This is a genomic window from Parerythrobacter lutipelagi, from assembly GCF_005434975.1.
GTDB classification, from domain to species: Bacteria; Pseudomonadota; Alphaproteobacteria; order Sphingomonadales; family Sphingomonadaceae; genus Parerythrobacter_A; species Parerythrobacter_A lutipelagi.
In genome coordinates this window covers 741,703-756,375 of sequence record NZ_SKCJ01000001.1, presented here as the reverse complement: position 1 = coordinate 756,375, position 14,673 = coordinate 741,703, and the positions used below count along the sequence as shown (strand labels likewise).

Here is a 14,673-nt window from a genome sequence, read left to right as displayed (position 1 = left end):
CCTATCTGATACGCTGCCCGGCAACAACATATCGAGAGAGGAAATCAGTCATGCCCGCCATCGACGTGCCCCAGCCCGAGTTCATGGAAGACGAGGAAATTTCGATCTTCGCCGATGCCGTGGGCAAGTTCTACCAGCAGCATGCCCCGGAAAAGCGCATTCTGAAATGGCGCGAGGATGGCCAGGTCGAGCGCGAGTTCTGGAACGAGGCGGGCGGCGCAGGTCTGCTCGGCGTCTCCGTGCCGGAGGAATACGGCGGCCACGGCGGCGATTTCCGGCATGACATGGTGGTGATCGATCAGCAGGCCAAACACGGGGTGGAAGGCTTTGCAGCCTCGCTCCACAACACCGTCATCCTGCCTTACCTCGTGCGCCACGGGACCGAGGAGCAGAAGAAGAAATACCTGCCCAAGCTGGTCACCGGCGAACTGGTTAGCGCCATCGCCATGACCGAGCCGGGCGTGGGATCGGATTTGCAATCCATCACCACCACCGCGCTGAAGGACGGCAATGGCTACCGGATCAACGGGGCCAAGACCTATATCTCCAACGGGCAGACGGCAGACTTCATCATCGTGGTCGCCAAGACCGACCCGAAGGAAAGGGCCAAGGGCATTTCATTGATGCTGCTCGAAACCGACGGCGCAGAAGGGTTCCAGCGCGGCAAGAAGCTCGACAAGATCGGGCTCGACGCGGCCGATACCAGCGAGCTGTTCTTCGACGATGTCTTCGTTCCGGCGGAAAACGTGCTTGGCGGGGTGGAAGGCAAGGGCTTCTACCAGCTGATGGGCGAATTGCCGCAGGAACGGCTGATCATCGCCATGGGCGCAATGACCGGCATCGAGAAAGCGCTCGAAGTGACGCTGGAATTCGTCAAGGACCGCAAGGCGTTCGGGCAGACGATCTGGGATTTCCAGAACACCCAGTTCACCCTCGCAGAGCTGAATGCGCGCGGCACTGCGGCGCGGGTGTTCGTCAACCACTGCATCGCCTTGCACCTCAAGGGCGAGCTCGACGTGCCGACAGCTTGCATGGCCAAACTCATGGTCACGGAGCTGCAGGGCGAAGTGGTCGACAAGTGCCTGCAATTCCACGGCGGGGCAGGCTTCATCAACGATTACCCGATCGCCCGGATGTACCGCGATTGCCGCATCACCCGCATCTTTGGCGGCTCCAACGAAGTCATGAAGATGGTGATCGCCAGATCGATGTGACGAATGGAGCTTAGGCTGTAACCCGGATCAGTCCGGTATGGACTCGCGCCCCACGACGCTGAGGCCGTAGCCTTCCAGCCCGACCACAGTGCGGTCGCTGTCGGTCAGCAGGACCATTTCGCTGACCCCGCGGTCGACCAGGATCTGCGCGCCGATGCCGTAATCGCGCAACTCGCCTTCGCCCGGCGGGTGGCGGCCGATTTCGGCCTGCAGCTTCTCCGGCCGGTCGGGCATGATCAGCACGATCATGCCGTTTCCGCGCTCTCCGATGGCGGCCATCGAACGTTGCAGCTGGCGCTTCTTCGGGCCTGACTGGCCCAGCACATCGTCGAAGATCGAGATCGCGTGCATCCGCACCAGCGTGGGATTGTCAGGATCGACATGGCCTTTCTGCAGCACCACATGCGTCGCGCCGGACACCTTGCTGCGATAGGTCATCGCGCGCCATTCGCCGCCGTAATCCGACTTCAGGCTGCTTTCACTGACGCGTTCGACCAGATGATCGTTGCGCAGACGATAGGCGATCAGATCGCGAATGGTGCCGATCTTCAGATCATGCTTGCGCGCAAAGCTGACCAGATCGTCGAGCCGCGACATGGTGCCGTCTTCGTTCATGATCTCGCAGATCACGCCGGACGGATTGAGCCCGGCAAGCCGAGAGATGTCGACTGCCGCTTCGGTGTGGCCGGCCCGCACCAGGACCCCGCCGTCGCGCGCGGTCAGCGGGAAGACGTGTCCGGGGGTGACAATGTCATCGGCGGTCTTGGAACTGTCCACCGCCACGCTGATCGTGCGCGCCCGGTCGCCCGCGCTGATCCCGGTGGTCACGCCTTCGCGCGCTTCGATCGACACGGTGAAAGCGGTCTGCATGCTCTCCCGGTTGTCGCGCGTCATCGGCTCTAGGCCGAGCTGCTGGCAGCGCTGCTTGGTCATCGACAGGCAGATCAGGCCGCGCCCGTGCGTTGCCATGAAGTTGATCGCTGCGGGTGTCGCCATCTGTGCGGGGATGATCAGATCCCCTTCGTTCTCGCGGTCTTCGTCGTCGACGAGGATATACATCCGGCCGTTGCGCGCTTCCTCGATGATGTCTTCGATGCTGGCGAGGACCGGGCGGTCGTCATTCGCTTCGAGGAAGGCTTCGAGCTTGCCGAGCGTTTCTGCGGTGGGGTTCCACTGCGGTTCGGTGCAGTCACGCAGCGAGTTGGCATGAAGGCCCGCGGCCCGGGCAACGGCGGAGCGCGACATGGTCCCTTGATCGACAAGGTTGCGGACGCGCTGCTGGATGGTTAGTTCACTCATGGCGAAGGACGCTAAGCATCCGAATGTGATTCTGCAAGCCGCAGTCCACATTGTAATGTGAAAGTTAGAGGAATGGGCGCGATATGACCGATCCCGCAACGGGCGATCTGGCGCAGCAATTGCGCTCGGCCATGCGCCGGCTGCCGGGGCCGGTGTCGATCGTTACGACGCATGATCCCTCGCTCGACGAGCCGGTCGGCATGGTCGCCTCGGCTGTCATTCCGGTGTCGATGGAACCGGCTTCCATGCTGGTTGCGGTCAATCGCCAGTCGCAATGCCACGCTTCGATCGAGCAGGCGGGCCGGTTCTGCATCAATTTGCTGGGGACGGGGCACCGCGATCTGGTCGAGCCGTTCTCGACCCCCTCGATGCGCGACTCGCGTTTCGCCAGCGGAAGGTGGGAGTATGCCGACACCATGCCCTATTTACCCGGAGCGATGGCGAGCCTGTTTTGCCGCGTCGAAGCGACGCTGGTCCACGGGTCGCACGAACTGTTTGTCGGCAACACCTATGACGTGAAACTGGCGGAGGGCGAGGAACTCGACCCGCTCGGCTGGATGGAAGGCGGTTTTGCCCGCTTCGGCGCGCTGGACTGATGCGCGGTCAGGCCGCGCGGTTGACCAGATCGCCGATAAACAGATCCCCTGCACCATACAGATAGGCCTGATCGAAATCGCCCATCCGCTCCAGCGCCTTGCGATCATTGCACACCAGCTTGCCCCGGCGGAACTCGGCAAGTCCCGTCTTGCGCAGCTCCCCCAGCGACCGGTTCATATGGATCGGGGTCGTGCCGCACATGTCGGCGAGATCGGCCTGCGTCAGGGGTGAACGGAACCCGTTCGGCTGCGAGAGACCGACCTGTTCCAGCCGCAGCCAGATTTCCGCCAGCAGATGGGCCGTGCGCTTGCTCGCCTTCAACTGGTGGAGCTTGAGGATCCACTGGCGGTGGATCGATGCGTCGAGCAGAGTGGAGAACCAGAACAGGCGCGCCAGATGCGGTTCGCTCTGCTGGATATCTTTCAATCGATCGTGCGAGACACGTCCGATTTTGGCCGGCCCAAGGGTAATCAGGTCATGGTCGAGCCGCTTCAGGGCGTAGGCATGCAAATCCATGAAATCGCCGGGCACCTGCACGCCGACAACGTGGCGCTGGTTGTTCTCGATGATCGAGCGGATGGCAAAACCTTCAATCAGCATGGTTGAGAAATCGCACACCACGCCGCGCTGCAGAACGACGTGATCGTCGTCGAACGACTGGACATCCTCGATCGAGCTTTCGAAAATCTCCTTTTCGCGCTCGGTCATTGCATGGCGCAGGCGGCCTTGCAGGAAGCGGCAGGTCAGCGGATACTTTTCAAGCTCATCCTTCATATCCTACTCAAGGCTGGAAGCGGGCTTCTGTTCCGGCCAGACATCAATATTTATAACATTGGCGCAGATTTGGCCCCGTGATGGGCGAGCGATTCACGCACGCGTTCCAGCGCACTTCCGACCGGGTCGGTCTCGTCCAGCAAGGCGAAGCTGCCGCTGACCACATAGCTGCAATGGCCATGGACCGACGCAATGAGCGACCGGGCGAAGCGGGCAACATCAAGCGCGGTGTCAGGCGGCAGGACTGCCGCGACTTCCTGCTCGACAATCCCGGTCAGTGCCGCACGGCCTTCCAGATCAGCGTCCGACAATCCTTCGCCTTCGGGCACCTTGTGTTCGTAAATCGCCGACCACAGCAGCGGGCGGGCGAGGGCAAATCCGAAATATCCGCGGACTAGGCTTGCGATGCGGTCTTCGCCTCCGGTTTCGAGCTCCTGGCGCAGCCATGCGGCCCACTGTGTGAATGTGCGCGTGTTGATCGCCGCCAGCAGCGCGTCGAGCGAGCCGAACACATTGTAGATTGTCCCGACCGAATAGCCCGCACGCTTGGCGACTTCACGCCCAGAGAAGCGCGGGTAGCCGACTTCGCCCATCAGCTGATGACCCGTGGCCAGCAGCAGTTCGCGCAGTTCGCCCGGTGTGTGATCAGAACGGCGTCCCATGGGGCCATCCTTAACAGACAATTGAACGCTGTCTAATTTTTATATTGAACAATGTTCAATTGTGCGATAGCCCGTGCTTCGATTGCGATTGGGGAGAATTCCGCGTGACTGTATTCCTGCTGCTCGTTCTTGGTCTGGCCACAGCCGTCCTGTGGACCCGCGCCGACCGGCTCGATCGCAAACTGCGCAATGTCGAGCCGCGGCTCGAAATGCTCGAATGGGCACTGCGCCAGCGTGCCAGGCAGGATGCGGGACCCGAACCGACTGCCGAAGGGCCACCGGCTGCTGTCCCTGAAGTGCCTCGGGAGACGGTCGCCGAGGAAAGGCCGCAACCGCAAGCCGCGCCTGTCGCCGCACCCGCACCCGAACCCGCACCCGAACCCGCACCCGAACCCGAACCCGCACCCGTTCAGGCAACCAAACAGCCGAAGCTTGTCCCCGCCATGCGCCAGGCCGAAGAGACGGTCAGTGCTGCCGCCGCGCCACCCGCTCCGAGTTATCACGAAGAGGTTGAGCCATCGCGGGGCTACCGCGGTCCGCGGTTCGATTTCGAGGATCTGTTTGGCCGCCTGCTGCCGATCTGGGCGGGCGGCGTCGCGCTCGCGGTCGCGGGCTTTTTTCTCGTGCGCTATTCGATCGAGCAGGGATTGCTCGGCCCCAGCGTACGCACCGCGCTGGGTTTCCTGTTCGGTACAGGCCTGCTGGCCGGCGCTGAACTTGCCTATCGTCAGGAACACCGCCTCGCCGATCCGCGCGTCAGGCAAGCACTGGCAGGGGCGGGCATCGCCACGCTTTATGCCAGTTTCTACATGGCGGGCAGCCTGTACGGGCTGATCGGGCCGGGGCTTGCCTTTGTCGGGCTCGCCGCTGTCACCGCGGCTGCCATTGCGCTGTCGTTCCGGTTCGGATTGCCCAGTGCGATCCTCGGCCTGGTCGGCGGCTTTGCAGCCCCGGTGCTGGTCAACAGTGATGACGCGAACCTGCCGCTGCTCGCGCTCTATCTGGCGCTGGTAACCGGCGGGCTGAGCTTTGCGGGTGACCGGCAGGGACGCAGCTGGCTCGGCCTCGCCGCGCTGGCGGGCGGGCTGGGCTGGGGCGTGCTGATGCTGTTCAGCGGGGTCACCGGCACAACCGATATTCTGGCGCTGGGCGGATATATCGTGCTGCTCGGTGCGGTTATCCCGGCCTTTACCGGCGGTCCCGAAGCGCCCCCGATCCTGCGCGCGATCATCGCCGCCATTGCCGCCTTGCAGATGGCGGCGATGGTGTCGATCGCGGGCTATGATCCGGCCGCCTGGTCGCTCTACCTGCTGCTCGCCGCCGCGCTCGCTTTCTTCGCCTGGCGCGAGCCGCGCATGCGCGAGGCGACCGGCTTCGCTGCCTTGCTGTCGCTGTGGATGCTCGGCCTGTGGAACGACCCGCCGACGGATGCTTTCGTCGCAGTGGTCGCGGGGCTGACAGCGATCTTCGCGCTTGTGCCTCTGGCGCATGTCTGGCGCCAAAGCGAGCGGTGGAGCGATATTGCGCAGCTCGTCATCATGCCGCTGGGCCTCGCTTTGATCGCCGGGGTGCAGTTCCATTTTGACTTCAACGAATATGGCCGCGCAGCGCTTGCGCTCGGATTTGCCGCGATACCTGCGATTGCGGCGGCCCGGCGCTGGCCCGCTCGCGATGAGGACGTGGCGTTCGTCGCACTGTTCCCGCTTGCGGCGGCATCCCTGCTGGTGACAGCAGCCGGCTGGTGCGTCGTACCGCTGTGGGCGGCGGTGTTCCCGCCGGCCATCGTAGGCTGCGGCATCCTCGCGCTGGGTTTCCAGCGGGACCAGATGGGGCTGTCAGCACAGGCGTGGGCCGCGTTCGGCGCAGCCGCCGTTGCGTTCACGATCGGCTCGACCGGCGACAGCGAGATCATCCGTCTGGTGGAATGGGGCGATGCGCAATTCGAAGGGCAGTCGCTCCTGCGCTGGCTTGCCTTGCTCGCGCCGCCGCTCCTGTTTGCCATGCGCAAGGCGATCACGCCAAGCCGCCTGATGGGCGAGATCGTGGCGGTCGGAGTGTTTTACGGCCTCGCCGCGCAGATCCTGCCGGGTGAAGCGCTCGCCTGGTTCATCGCGTCGGCTGGCGTGGCGCTTGCGCTGCTGCCGCAAAAACGCTTGCCGGGTGCCTTCACCGCGCTGGCGATCAGCGCTGGTTGGGCGCTGGAGCCATTGGCCAAATGGGCCATGCATGCCGCGCAGTCGCTCACCGGCGAGGCGATGATGATCGCCGACGTCGTCGGCTGGAGCGAGCTTGGCCTGATGATCCTGCCGGGAATGCTGGCGCTGGGCGTGCTCGCGCGCACCCGGTTCGAGGAGGACGGCGACGCACGCGTACCGCTGCAACTCGGTTTTGGCGTGCTGGCGATGGTGGCGTTCCATATCGTGTTCAAGCAGCTCTTCGCAATCGTCACGCCGGAACAATTCGTGGCTTATGGCCTGACCGAACGCACGGTTTGGCAAGCGCTGCTGCTTGGTGCAGCCTTGATGCTGTGGAAGCTGCCCGAAGGCCGCGCAGGAACGCGTTTGGCGGGCGGGCTGGTGGCCGGGGCATCGCTCGCGCATTTCACGCTCTATTCGCTGGTGTTGCACAATCCGATGCTGGTGGCGCAGGCGGTCGGACCGTGGCCGGTGGCAAACCTGCTGGTCCCGGCCTTCGGCCTTGCGCTGGGCTCGATCGCTCTGCTCCGTCACCTTGGCGAAGCGCAGGGCAAACCGCTTCAGCGGGTGTGCGATGCAGCCAGCATGGTGCTGATCGTGCTGCTCTCGCTCGGCCTCCTGCGACAGGGATTTGCCGGATCAATCCTGCTCGATCCTCCGGTTGGCGCGGCGGAAGATTTGCTCCGTTCGCTGCTCGGCATCATGCTCGCAATCGGGTTCCTCGGGTGGGGCGCATACAAGGACAGCCGAACCTGGCGCATCGGTTCGCTGGTGCTGATCCTCGTCGCAGTGCTCAAGGTGTTCCTGTTCGACGCCGCCGGACTCGAAGGGCTGGCGCGGATTGCATCGTTCATGGCGCTGGGGTTCAGCCTGATCGGGATCGGGTGGTTCTACACACGGCAATTGCGGCGCGCGCAGCCAGGGGGCCAAGGCTAAAGCCCTATTTCTGTTCGCGTTCAGTTTGCTGTCACCTGCGTCTCATGTAGGGTATGTGACGGGACTGGACGGAGGGACCGAAATGATTCTCTGGTCGGGGCTCCGACTTGCCCTGATGGCAGGTCTGGCATCGGCGGCCGCCCCGGGGTGGGCGGACGTGTTGGAAATCGATGGCGAGGAAAGCCGCTGGGTGGCCGGCGGGCCGGAAGTGCTGTCCGCTGGCGGGCAGGGCACTGCGGTCATGCTCGCGCAGCCGCCGGTGCAGCTTTCTGCCGATTTCATCGTCCCTGAAGAATCGATCGCCGATGTCGCTGCCGGCGTCGGGCTGGTTCCCGCAGAATATATCGCCAAGGTGCACGAACTGGCGGGCCGGTTCGATCTCAGCCCGGCGCTGATCGAAGCGCTGGTGTGGCAGGAAAGCCGCTGGCGGACGGGCGCTGTCTCGCATGCCGGTGCACGCGGACTTGCCCAGCTGATGCCCGGCACGGCGCGCGAGATGGGCGTCGATCCGGATGATCCCTTCTCCAATCTGGAGGGCGGCGCACGCTACTTGCGCGAACAGCTCGACCGGTTCGGCGGCGATCTGGAGAAGGCGCTCGCCGCTTACAATGCGGGGCCGGGGCGCGTGATCGCTGCGAATGGTATCCCGCGCATTCGTGAAACCCAGTTGTATGTCGCGGCCATCATGGGCCGTCTCGCCAATCATTCCCGGAGTGTTGAATAGATGCATTCGTTTTCCCGCCTGACCGCCGTGATGCTGGCCCAAGTTCTGGTCGTGGTTCCCACCGCTGCCTTCGCCCAGACCGCCGACCCGCAGGGTTCGGGTCCGATTGTCGCTGCACTCGGCTGGCTGCAGGGAACGTTGCTGGGCAATGTCGCGACCGCCGTGGCCGTGATGGCTGTCGCCGCTGTCGGTTTCATGATGCTGACCGGCCGGCTTAACTGGCGGTTCGGCGCGACGGTGATCATCGGCTGCTTCATCCTGTTCGGGGCGGCTTCGATCGTAGCCGGTATCCAGGGCGCGGCAGGGGGCTGACGCGGCGATGGATAGCCCGATGGACACACTCGTCCGCCACCCGGTTCACCGCGCTTTGACGCGGCCGCAGATGTTTGCCGGGGTGACGTATAATTATTTCATCATCAACATGCTGGTGACGACTGAACTGTTCCTGATCTTTCAAAGCTGGCTGTCGCTGCTCGGCGCGCTGGTGATGCATGTGATCGGCTATTTCGCCTGCTTGCGCGAACCGCGCATTTTCGACCTGTGGATTACGAAAGTGAGCAAATGCCCACGGGTCCCGAACTGGAAACGCTGGGGCTGCAACAGCTACGCCCCGTGAAAACAAGAAACCGGAATTGCGACCTGTTGGAGGGTCGAGACGTATGAGCAAATGGATCGGAGCCGCAGCCTGGAGCGCGAAGGAAGCCCGCGCGGGCGACCGGCTGCCCTATGCGCGGCTGATCGATGCGAACACGCTCTTGCTGCGCGATGGTTCGGTCATGACCGCGATCCAGGTTCCCGGCCTGCTGTTCGAAACCGAAGACACGATCGCGCTGAACGCCCATGCCGCGACCCGCGAAGTGGTGCTTCGCTCTACCCTCGACGCGCGGTTCGTAATGTATCACCACGTGATCCGCCGCCGGGTGGAGGTGGAGCTGGACGCGGAATTCGACGATCCACTGTCTGCGCATATCGACCGGCGATGGAAGGAACGGCTGGGCAAGGGCGCGCTGTTCATCAACGATCAGTTTGTAACTCTGATCCGCCGCCCGGCGCGCGGCAAGGCGGGCCTCGCCGAACGCGCGGCCAAATTCTTCAATCGCAAGCGCGACGCTGAATATACCTACGATCCGAAGGATGTGCGCGCACTGAAGGCTGCGGCGACCGGTCTTGTCGCTTCGCTGCAAAGCTACGGTGCAGCAGTTCTGGGCGAGTACGACGCGCAAGAAGGGCGGACCAATTCCGAACTACTCGAACTGCTCAGCGCGCTCTACAATGGCGAGATGCGCCCGGTTCTCAAACCGTCGGACGAGACCGATATCGGCCATATGCTGCCTTATCGCCGCACTTCGTTCGGGCTCGATGCGATGGAGCAGCGCGGCGCGCACGAGCCGGATTTTTCCGCGATCCTCAGCCTGAAAGACTATCCCGACGCGACTTCGCCCGGCCTGCTCGACGGGCTGCTGCGGCTGCCGTTCGAGATGATCGTGTCGGAAAGCTACGCTCCGTACGAACGCCAGACCGCGCGCGAGCGGATGGACCTTGCGATCCGCCGCCTGCGGTCGGCCGACGAGGAAGCCGTGGCCGAGCGCGGCGACATGCTGAACGCGCGCGACGAGCTGGGCAATGGTGCGGTCGGCTTCGGCGATCATCATTTGTCGGTGCTGGTGCGCGAAAGCGATCTGGCGCGGCTCGATGAAGCCAGTGCCGCCTGCGCTGCCGCGCTGGCCGATACCGGCGCGATTGCCGTGCGCGAGGATACCAATCTCGAGCCCGCCTTCTGGGCGCAGTTCCCCGGCAACGAAGGCTATATCGTGCGCCGCTCGATGATTTCGAGCGCCAATATGGCGAGCTTCGGCAGCCTGCATGGTTTCGCGCTGGGGCAGGCGCATGGCAATCACTGGGGCGATGCGGTCACGCTGCTCGAAACCACCAGTGCGACGCCGTTCTTCTTCAATTTCCACCACGGCGACCTAGGCAATTTCTCAGTTATCGGGCCGTCGGGTTCTGGCAAAACCGTGGTGATGAATTTCCTTGCCGCTCAGGCGCAGAAATTCGCCCCGCGCACCATCCTGTTCGACAAGGATCGCGGCGGCGAGCTGTTCATTCGCGGCATTGGCGGGCGCTATGACCGGATCAGCGCGGGCGAGCCGACCGGCTTCAATCCGCTGGCATTGCCCGATACGCCGACAAGCCGCGCTTTCCTGCGCGACTGGCTGGGCGTGCTGCTCAATGCCGAGGGGCCGGAAGAGGCCGCGACCATCGCTGAAGCGGTCGATGCGACCTATTCGAACGAGCCTTCGCTGCGCCGCCTGCGCCATTTCAAGGAATTGCTGTCGGGCACCCGCCGTCCGCAGCCGGGAGACCTGGCGGACCGCCTCGCGGCATGGATCGGAGCAGAGAACGGGAACGGGGGCGAGAACGGCTGGCTGTTCGACAATGCGCAGGACCGGCTCGATCTGAGCAACCGTGTGCTCGGTTTCGACATGACTGCGCTGCTGGAGAATCCCAAGCTGCGCACGCCGACCATGATGTATCTGTTCCACCGGATCGAAGAACGGTTGGACGGCAGCCCCACCATGATCCTGATCGACGAGGGCTGGAAAGCGCTCGATGACGAGGTTTTCGCCGCGCGTATCCGCGACTGGCTCAAGACGCTGCGCAAGCGCAATGCGCTGGTCGGTTTCGCGACGCAGTCGGCGCGCGACGCGCTCGACAGCCGCATCTCCACCGCGCTGGTCGAGCAGACCGCGACGATGATCTTCATGCCCAACAGCCGCGCACGCGCAGAGGATTACTGCGACGGTTTCGGCCTGACCGATCACGAGCTGTCGATTATCCGTACGCTGCCGGCGCACAGCCGCTGCTTCCTTGTCCGCCAGCCTGACGCCAGCGTGGTGGTGCGGCTGGATCTGTCGAACGCGCCCGAAGTTCTGACCATCCTTTCGGGCCGCGAAGCCTCGGTTCGCCGGCTCGACCTGCTGCGCGAAGCGGTGGGTGACGAGCCAAGCGAATGGTATCCCGCGCTGACCAGCCATACATGGCCCGGCCTCGGCCCCGAAGCACCCGAAGGCGGGCTGTGGGAGGCCGCCGAATGAGCACCGCATGCGATCAGGCCAAGGCGGAAGTCGGCAATGGTGTCGCAGCAGCTCTGCGCGCCGTCGATTGCACCGCCAATGAAGTGACCGGGGCAGCCTTCGGACGGCTGTTCGCACCCGGCGGCGCCATGGGGCCGACACTGTCGATTCTGCTGGCCATTTTTGTGGCGCTGTTCGCCATCGCGCTGTTGCTCGGGCGGACCAATCTGTCGATCAAATCGCTTGTGCCGCGGATGATGACGCTGGGGCTGGTGGTCACCTTCGCCACCAGTTGGGCGGCGTATCAGGGGGTGGTCTGGAACCTCGCCATTCTCGCGCCGGACTGGATCGCGACGACGCTGTCCGGCACCGATGCTTCGGCCACGATTGTCTTTGCCGACAAGCTCGACGTGGTGTTTGCCGCGATCGAACGGGCAACGCAGGATCCGCAGAATGCTCAGCCGGTTGACGGTTCGGGCTACGGCGCGACCAGCGGAGAGGAGATCTCCGCTTTCTCGCCCAAAGGCTTATTGTGGATGGGCGCGATGATCCTGCTACTCGGTACGGTCGGCGTGCTGGTGACCGCCCGTATCGGCCTCGCGGTGCTGGTCGCGCTCGGCCCGATCTTCGTGGTGCTCGCGCTGTTCCCGGCAACGCGCGGCCTGTTCACCGGCTGGCTCAAGGGTGTGGTGATGCTCGCGCTGACCCCGCTGTTCGCTGTCTTGGCGGGGGGTGTCATGCTGGAGATCAGCATCCCGATCCTGTCCAGCCTGCAGCAAGTGCCTGGTCAGGTCGATGCCCGTGCGGCGGTGGCGTTCTTCCTGATCGCAGCGGTCCACGCGGCGCTGATGGTGATGGTGCTGAAAGTCAGCGCCACCATGGTTTCAGGTTGGCGGGTGTTCGGCCTTGTCCCGCAGCAGGGCGTGAGCGAGCGGGGCCTTGCCGCCAGCGCACCTGCTGCCGCGCCGCGGCGCCTGCAAACTGCGCAATCGACTGCGCAGGCAGCGGGCTTGTCCAACCCGCCGCGCCGTATCGCCGTGTCGGGCGTGCCCGCCGCCATGCCAGCCAATGACGCGGCCGGTTCGTCTGCCGCGCAGCCGCGCACCGGCAAGGTTTTTGCGACATCTTCAGCTGCCGCTCAGGCGCAATCGCCGAGGACGGCGCCGCAACGCGCTCAAGGGATCGGCAACCGGTTCCGCCCGGCGCACAGCGGCGCACTCGCCCGCTCAACGGAGAAAATGAAATGATCCGCGCAGGACTTCCCGCGCCCTCTCTTGCTCTGGCCGCTCTGGTCCTTCTCGCGGCTCCCGCGATGGCGAACGACCCGCGTTTGGTCGAACGGCTTTATGATCCCAACACGGTGGTGCGGATCGAAGGCCAGACCAAAGTCCAGGCGACGATCAAATTCGGCGAAAACGAGCAGATCGAAAACGTTGCGATCGGAGACAGTACGGCATGGCAGGTCACGCCCAACAAGCGCGCCAATCTTCTGTTCGTCAAACCGCTGTCGCCGTCGGCTGCGACCAATATGACCGTCATCACCAATCGCCGGACATATCTGTTCGACCTGGTGGCGAGCCCGCGCGCAAAGCCGCTTTACGTGCTGACCTTCACTTACGCCGAAGAGCCGGAAGAACCGGAGATGGCCGGGGTCGTCCGCGAAACCGCGTCCAGCATCGAGCTTGCGGCGGCGACGGACCCCTATGCCGTGGTCGATCCGGCGGAGCTGAATTTCCAATGGGAGCGCGAAGGGGTGCGCCAGCTGCTGCCGAGCCAGGCGTATGACAACGGCGCGGCGACTTTCCTGACCTGGCCGAGCGGCCAGCCGGTACCGGCGATCCTGGTCAAGGACGAGGCCGGCACGGAAGGCCCGGTCAACTTCGTAGTGCGCGGCGATTTGATCGTCGTCGAGGGCGTGCCGCGCGAAATCATTCTGCGTTCGGGGGAGGATTCCGCAACGCTGACCAACACAGGGCCGATCCGTTCGGTCCGTACACCCGCCTCGTCTGCCTTTGCGCAGTCGGGTCGATAGGAGGTAGCAGGCTATGCGTCTCGCAATGCGTCTTCCCGCCAGGAACGGCGGCACCGGAGTGGCCAACGACACCGATCCGCGTGAACAGGAAACAGCCGAGGTCATCGACCTTGCGAGCCGCAATTCCTACCCGGCGGTAACCCAGCGCAAAGGCGCGTCGGACGGCTTCGGGCTGGCGGCGGGCGTGGCAGTTGTCGCGCTGCTTGGCTTTGCGGCGTTCTGGGGCATGAACAGTGCGCGCACCGACGGCGATGAGGTGGCACCCGCCGCGCAGGCCGGCACTGAGCCCGCGCAGGTCGGCGGGGTTCCGGTCTCGCAGATCCCGATCCAGCAGCCGGTGACCAGTTCAGTCGCGCCCAATCCGAATATCAATCGCTACGATCCGGCGCCGCAGCCGATCTACTCGCGCGATCCGGGCGCTTACGCCGTGGCGGCTGCCAACCCCTATGCCACGCCAACTCTGGTATTCGACATGAGCGGCGCGCCGGTCGGTTCGGTCGCAGTGCCGGCCGCAGCAATCACCGGTGAGCCACTGGCGGCTGCCGTTGCGACGGGCAATTCCGCTGCCGATTTCGCCAGCCGCGTCGGCGGCGTGGGCGGTTCGACCGCGCAAGCCAAGGCGATGGTCAATCCGGCGACCACGGTCACGCAGGGCACGCTGATTCCCGCGATCCTGGAGACTGCGATCGACACCGATGTGCCGGGCTATGTCCGCGCCGTGGTGAGCCAGGACGTGCGCAGCTTCGATGGCACCAAGGTCCTCGTCCCGCGCAGCAGCCGCCTGATCGGCCAGTACCAGTCGGGCGTGCAGAACGGGCAGAAGCGCGCCTATGTGATCTGGAACCGGGTCATCCGGCCCGATGGTGCGTCGGTCAGCCTGCAATCTCCGGCGGTCGGTTTCGACGGCACGACGGGTCTCAAAGGCGATGTGGACTCGCGCTTCTTCCAGCGGTTCGGTTCGGCCATGCTGCTTTCCGTGGTCGGCGGGTTGTCCGCGATTGGCACCGGCGGTGCTTCCGTCGTTCTCGGCGGCGGCGGGCAGGCAGCGGCCAGCGCAGCGCAGCAGGACGGGCAGATCGGCCCGGTCATTCGCGTTCGCGTCGGCGCGCCGATCCGGGTGTTCACCGCGCGCGATCTTGATTTCTCGTCGGTCGACTGATGCGGCT

Annotated in this window: 13 protein-coding genes; 10 read left to right on the top strand and 3 right to left on the bottom strand. The window is 64.4% G+C overall.

Annotation, left to right across the window (positions count from 1 at the left end; genetic code table 11):
* Positions 1–50: 50 nt before the first annotated feature.
* The gene (locus E0502_RS03720) at positions 51–1,214 is read left to right on the top strand and encodes an acyl-CoA dehydrogenase family protein (protein ID WP_137676602.1); all 1,164 of its coding nucleotides are present in this window, start codon (positions 51–53) and stop codon (positions 1,212–1,214) included.
* Positions 1,215–1,241: 27 nt separating this feature from the next.
* On the opposite strand, the gene ribB is transcribed toward E0502_RS03720, so the two are convergent.
* Positions 1,242–2,513, bottom strand: a complete 1,272-nt coding sequence (gene ribB / locus E0502_RS03715) for a 3,4-dihydroxy-2-butanone-4-phosphate synthase (RefSeq protein ID WP_137676601.1) — start codon at positions 2,511–2,513, stop codon at positions 1,242–1,244.
* An 83-nt stretch (positions 2,514–2,596) separates the two neighbouring features.
* Here ribB and E0502_RS03710 point away from each other — a divergent pair, with 83 nt between their 5' ends.
* A complete protein-coding gene (locus E0502_RS03710) occupies positions 2,597–3,109 on the top strand; it encodes a flavin reductase family protein (protein WP_137676600.1) in 513 nt (170 codons plus the stop codon).
* 7 nt (positions 3,110–3,116) lie between these two features.
* Here the strand turns inward: E0502_RS03710 and E0502_RS03705 are convergent, their stop codons facing one another.
* Together E0502_RS03705 and E0502_RS03700 are read right to left on the bottom strand one after the other, a co-directional pair.
* The gene (locus E0502_RS03705) at positions 3,117–3,884 is read right to left on the bottom strand and encodes a Crp/Fnr family transcriptional regulator (RefSeq protein ID WP_137676599.1); all 768 of its coding nucleotides are present in this window, start codon (positions 3,882–3,884) and stop codon (positions 3,117–3,119) included.
* A gap of 50 nt (positions 3,885–3,934) precedes the next feature.
* Positions 3,935–4,546 carry a TetR/AcrR family transcriptional regulator gene (locus E0502_RS03700; protein ID WP_137676598.1) on the bottom strand — a complete coding sequence of 204 codons (612 nt, stop codon included), beginning with the start codon at positions 4,544–4,546 and terminating at the stop codon, positions 3,935–3,937.
* Between the two features lie 104 nt (positions 4,547–4,650).
* On the opposite strand from E0502_RS03700, the gene E0502_RS03695 reads away from it, so the two are divergent.
* The 8 genes from E0502_RS03695 to E0502_RS03660 all read left to right on the top strand — a co-directional run bounded on the left by E0502_RS03695 (position 4,651) and on the right by E0502_RS03660 (position 14,666).
* A complete protein-coding gene (locus tag E0502_RS03695; protein WP_137676597.1) occupies positions 4,651–7,677 on the top strand; it encodes a DUF2339 domain-containing protein in 3,027 nt (1,008 codons plus the stop codon).
* Positions 7,678–7,759: 82 nt separating this feature from the next.
* On the top strand, positions 7,760–8,401 hold the full coding sequence (locus tag E0502_RS03690; protein WP_240048844.1) for a lytic transglycosylase domain-containing protein: 642 nt from the start codon (positions 7,760–7,762) through the stop codon (positions 8,399–8,401).
* Positions 8,402–8,713 (top strand): TrbC/VirB2 family type IV secretion system protein, encoded by a 312-nt coding sequence (locus E0502_RS03685; RefSeq protein WP_137676596.1) that lies wholly within the window; start codon positions 8,402–8,404, stop codon positions 8,711–8,713.
* A 19-nt stretch (positions 8,714–8,732) separates the two neighbouring features.
* Entirely contained in the window at positions 8,733–9,017 is a 285-nt protein-coding gene (locus E0502_RS03680; RefSeq protein ID WP_137676595.1) for a VirB3 family type IV secretion system protein, read from the top strand.
* Between the two features lie 43 nt (positions 9,018–9,060).
* On the top strand, positions 9,061–11,496 hold the full coding sequence (locus E0502_RS03675) for a VirB4 family type IV secretion/conjugal transfer ATPase (RefSeq protein ID WP_137676594.1): 2,436 nt from the start codon (positions 9,061–9,063) through the stop codon (positions 11,494–11,496).
* Positions 11,493–12,722: a TrbL/VirB6 family protein gene (locus E0502_RS03670; protein ID WP_137676593.1), complete on the top strand. Its 1,230-nt coding sequence runs from the start codon at positions 11,493–11,495 to the stop codon at positions 12,720–12,722. The genes E0502_RS03675 and E0502_RS03670 overlap by 4 nt, the downstream gene beginning before the upstream one ends.
* Entirely contained in the window at positions 12,719–13,507 is a 789-nt protein-coding gene (locus E0502_RS03665; RefSeq protein ID WP_137676592.1) for a TrbG/VirB9 family P-type conjugative transfer protein, read from the top strand. Before E0502_RS03670 ends, E0502_RS03665 begins: the two co-directional genes overlap by 4 nt.
* Before the next feature lie 13 nt (positions 13,508–13,520).
* Positions 13,521–14,666, top strand: a complete 1,146-nt coding sequence (locus E0502_RS03660; protein ID WP_240048843.1) for a TrbI/VirB10 family protein — start codon at positions 13,521–13,523, stop codon at positions 14,664–14,666.
* Positions 14,667–14,673: the final 7 nt, after the last annotated feature.

What these genes read in the sequence shown, in the direction of transcription:
- E0502_RS03680 (WP_137676595.1), top strand. Translation starts at nt 8,733, where the DNA reads ATGGACACACTCGTCCGCCACCCGGTTCACCGCGCTTTGACGCGGCCG.
- E0502_RS03690 (WP_240048844.1), top strand. Translation starts at nt 7,760, where the DNA reads ATGATTCTCTGGTCGGGGCTCCGACTTGCCCTGATGGCAGGTCTGGCA.
- E0502_RS03720 (WP_137676602.1), top strand. Translation starts at nt 51, where the DNA reads ATGCCCGCCATCGACGTGCCCCAGCCCGAGTTCATGGAAGACGAGGAA.
- E0502_RS03710 (WP_137676600.1), top strand. Translation starts at nt 2,597, where the DNA reads ATGACCGATCCCGCAACGGGCGATCTGGCGCAGCAATTGCGCTCGGCC.
- E0502_RS03665 (WP_137676592.1), top strand. Translation starts at nt 12,719, where the DNA reads ATGATCCGCGCAGGACTTCCCGCGCCCTCTCTTGCTCTGGCCGCTCTG.
- ribB (WP_137676601.1), bottom strand. Translation starts at nt 2,513, where the DNA reads ATGAGTGAACTAACCATCCAGCAGCGCGTCCGCAACCTTGTCGATCAA.
- E0502_RS03685 (WP_137676596.1), top strand. Translation starts at nt 8,402, where the DNA reads ATGCATTCGTTTTCCCGCCTGACCGCCGTGATGCTGGCCCAAGTTCTG.
- E0502_RS03675 (WP_137676594.1), top strand. Translation starts at nt 9,061, where the DNA reads ATGAGCAAATGGATCGGAGCCGCAGCCTGGAGCGCGAAGGAAGCCCGC.
- E0502_RS03660 (WP_240048843.1), top strand. Translation starts at nt 13,521, where the DNA reads ATGCGTCTCGCAATGCGTCTTCCCGCCAGGAACGGCGGCACCGGAGTG.
- E0502_RS03700 (WP_137676598.1), bottom strand. Translation starts at nt 4,546, where the DNA reads ATGGGACGCCGTTCTGATCACACACCGGGCGAACTGCGCGAACTGCTG.
- E0502_RS03705 (WP_137676599.1), bottom strand. Translation starts at nt 3,884, where the DNA reads ATGAAGGATGAGCTTGAAAAGTATCCGCTGACCTGCCGCTTCCTGCAA.
- E0502_RS03670 (WP_137676593.1), top strand. Translation starts at nt 11,493, where the DNA reads ATGAGCACCGCATGCGATCAGGCCAAGGCGGAAGTCGGCAATGGTGTC.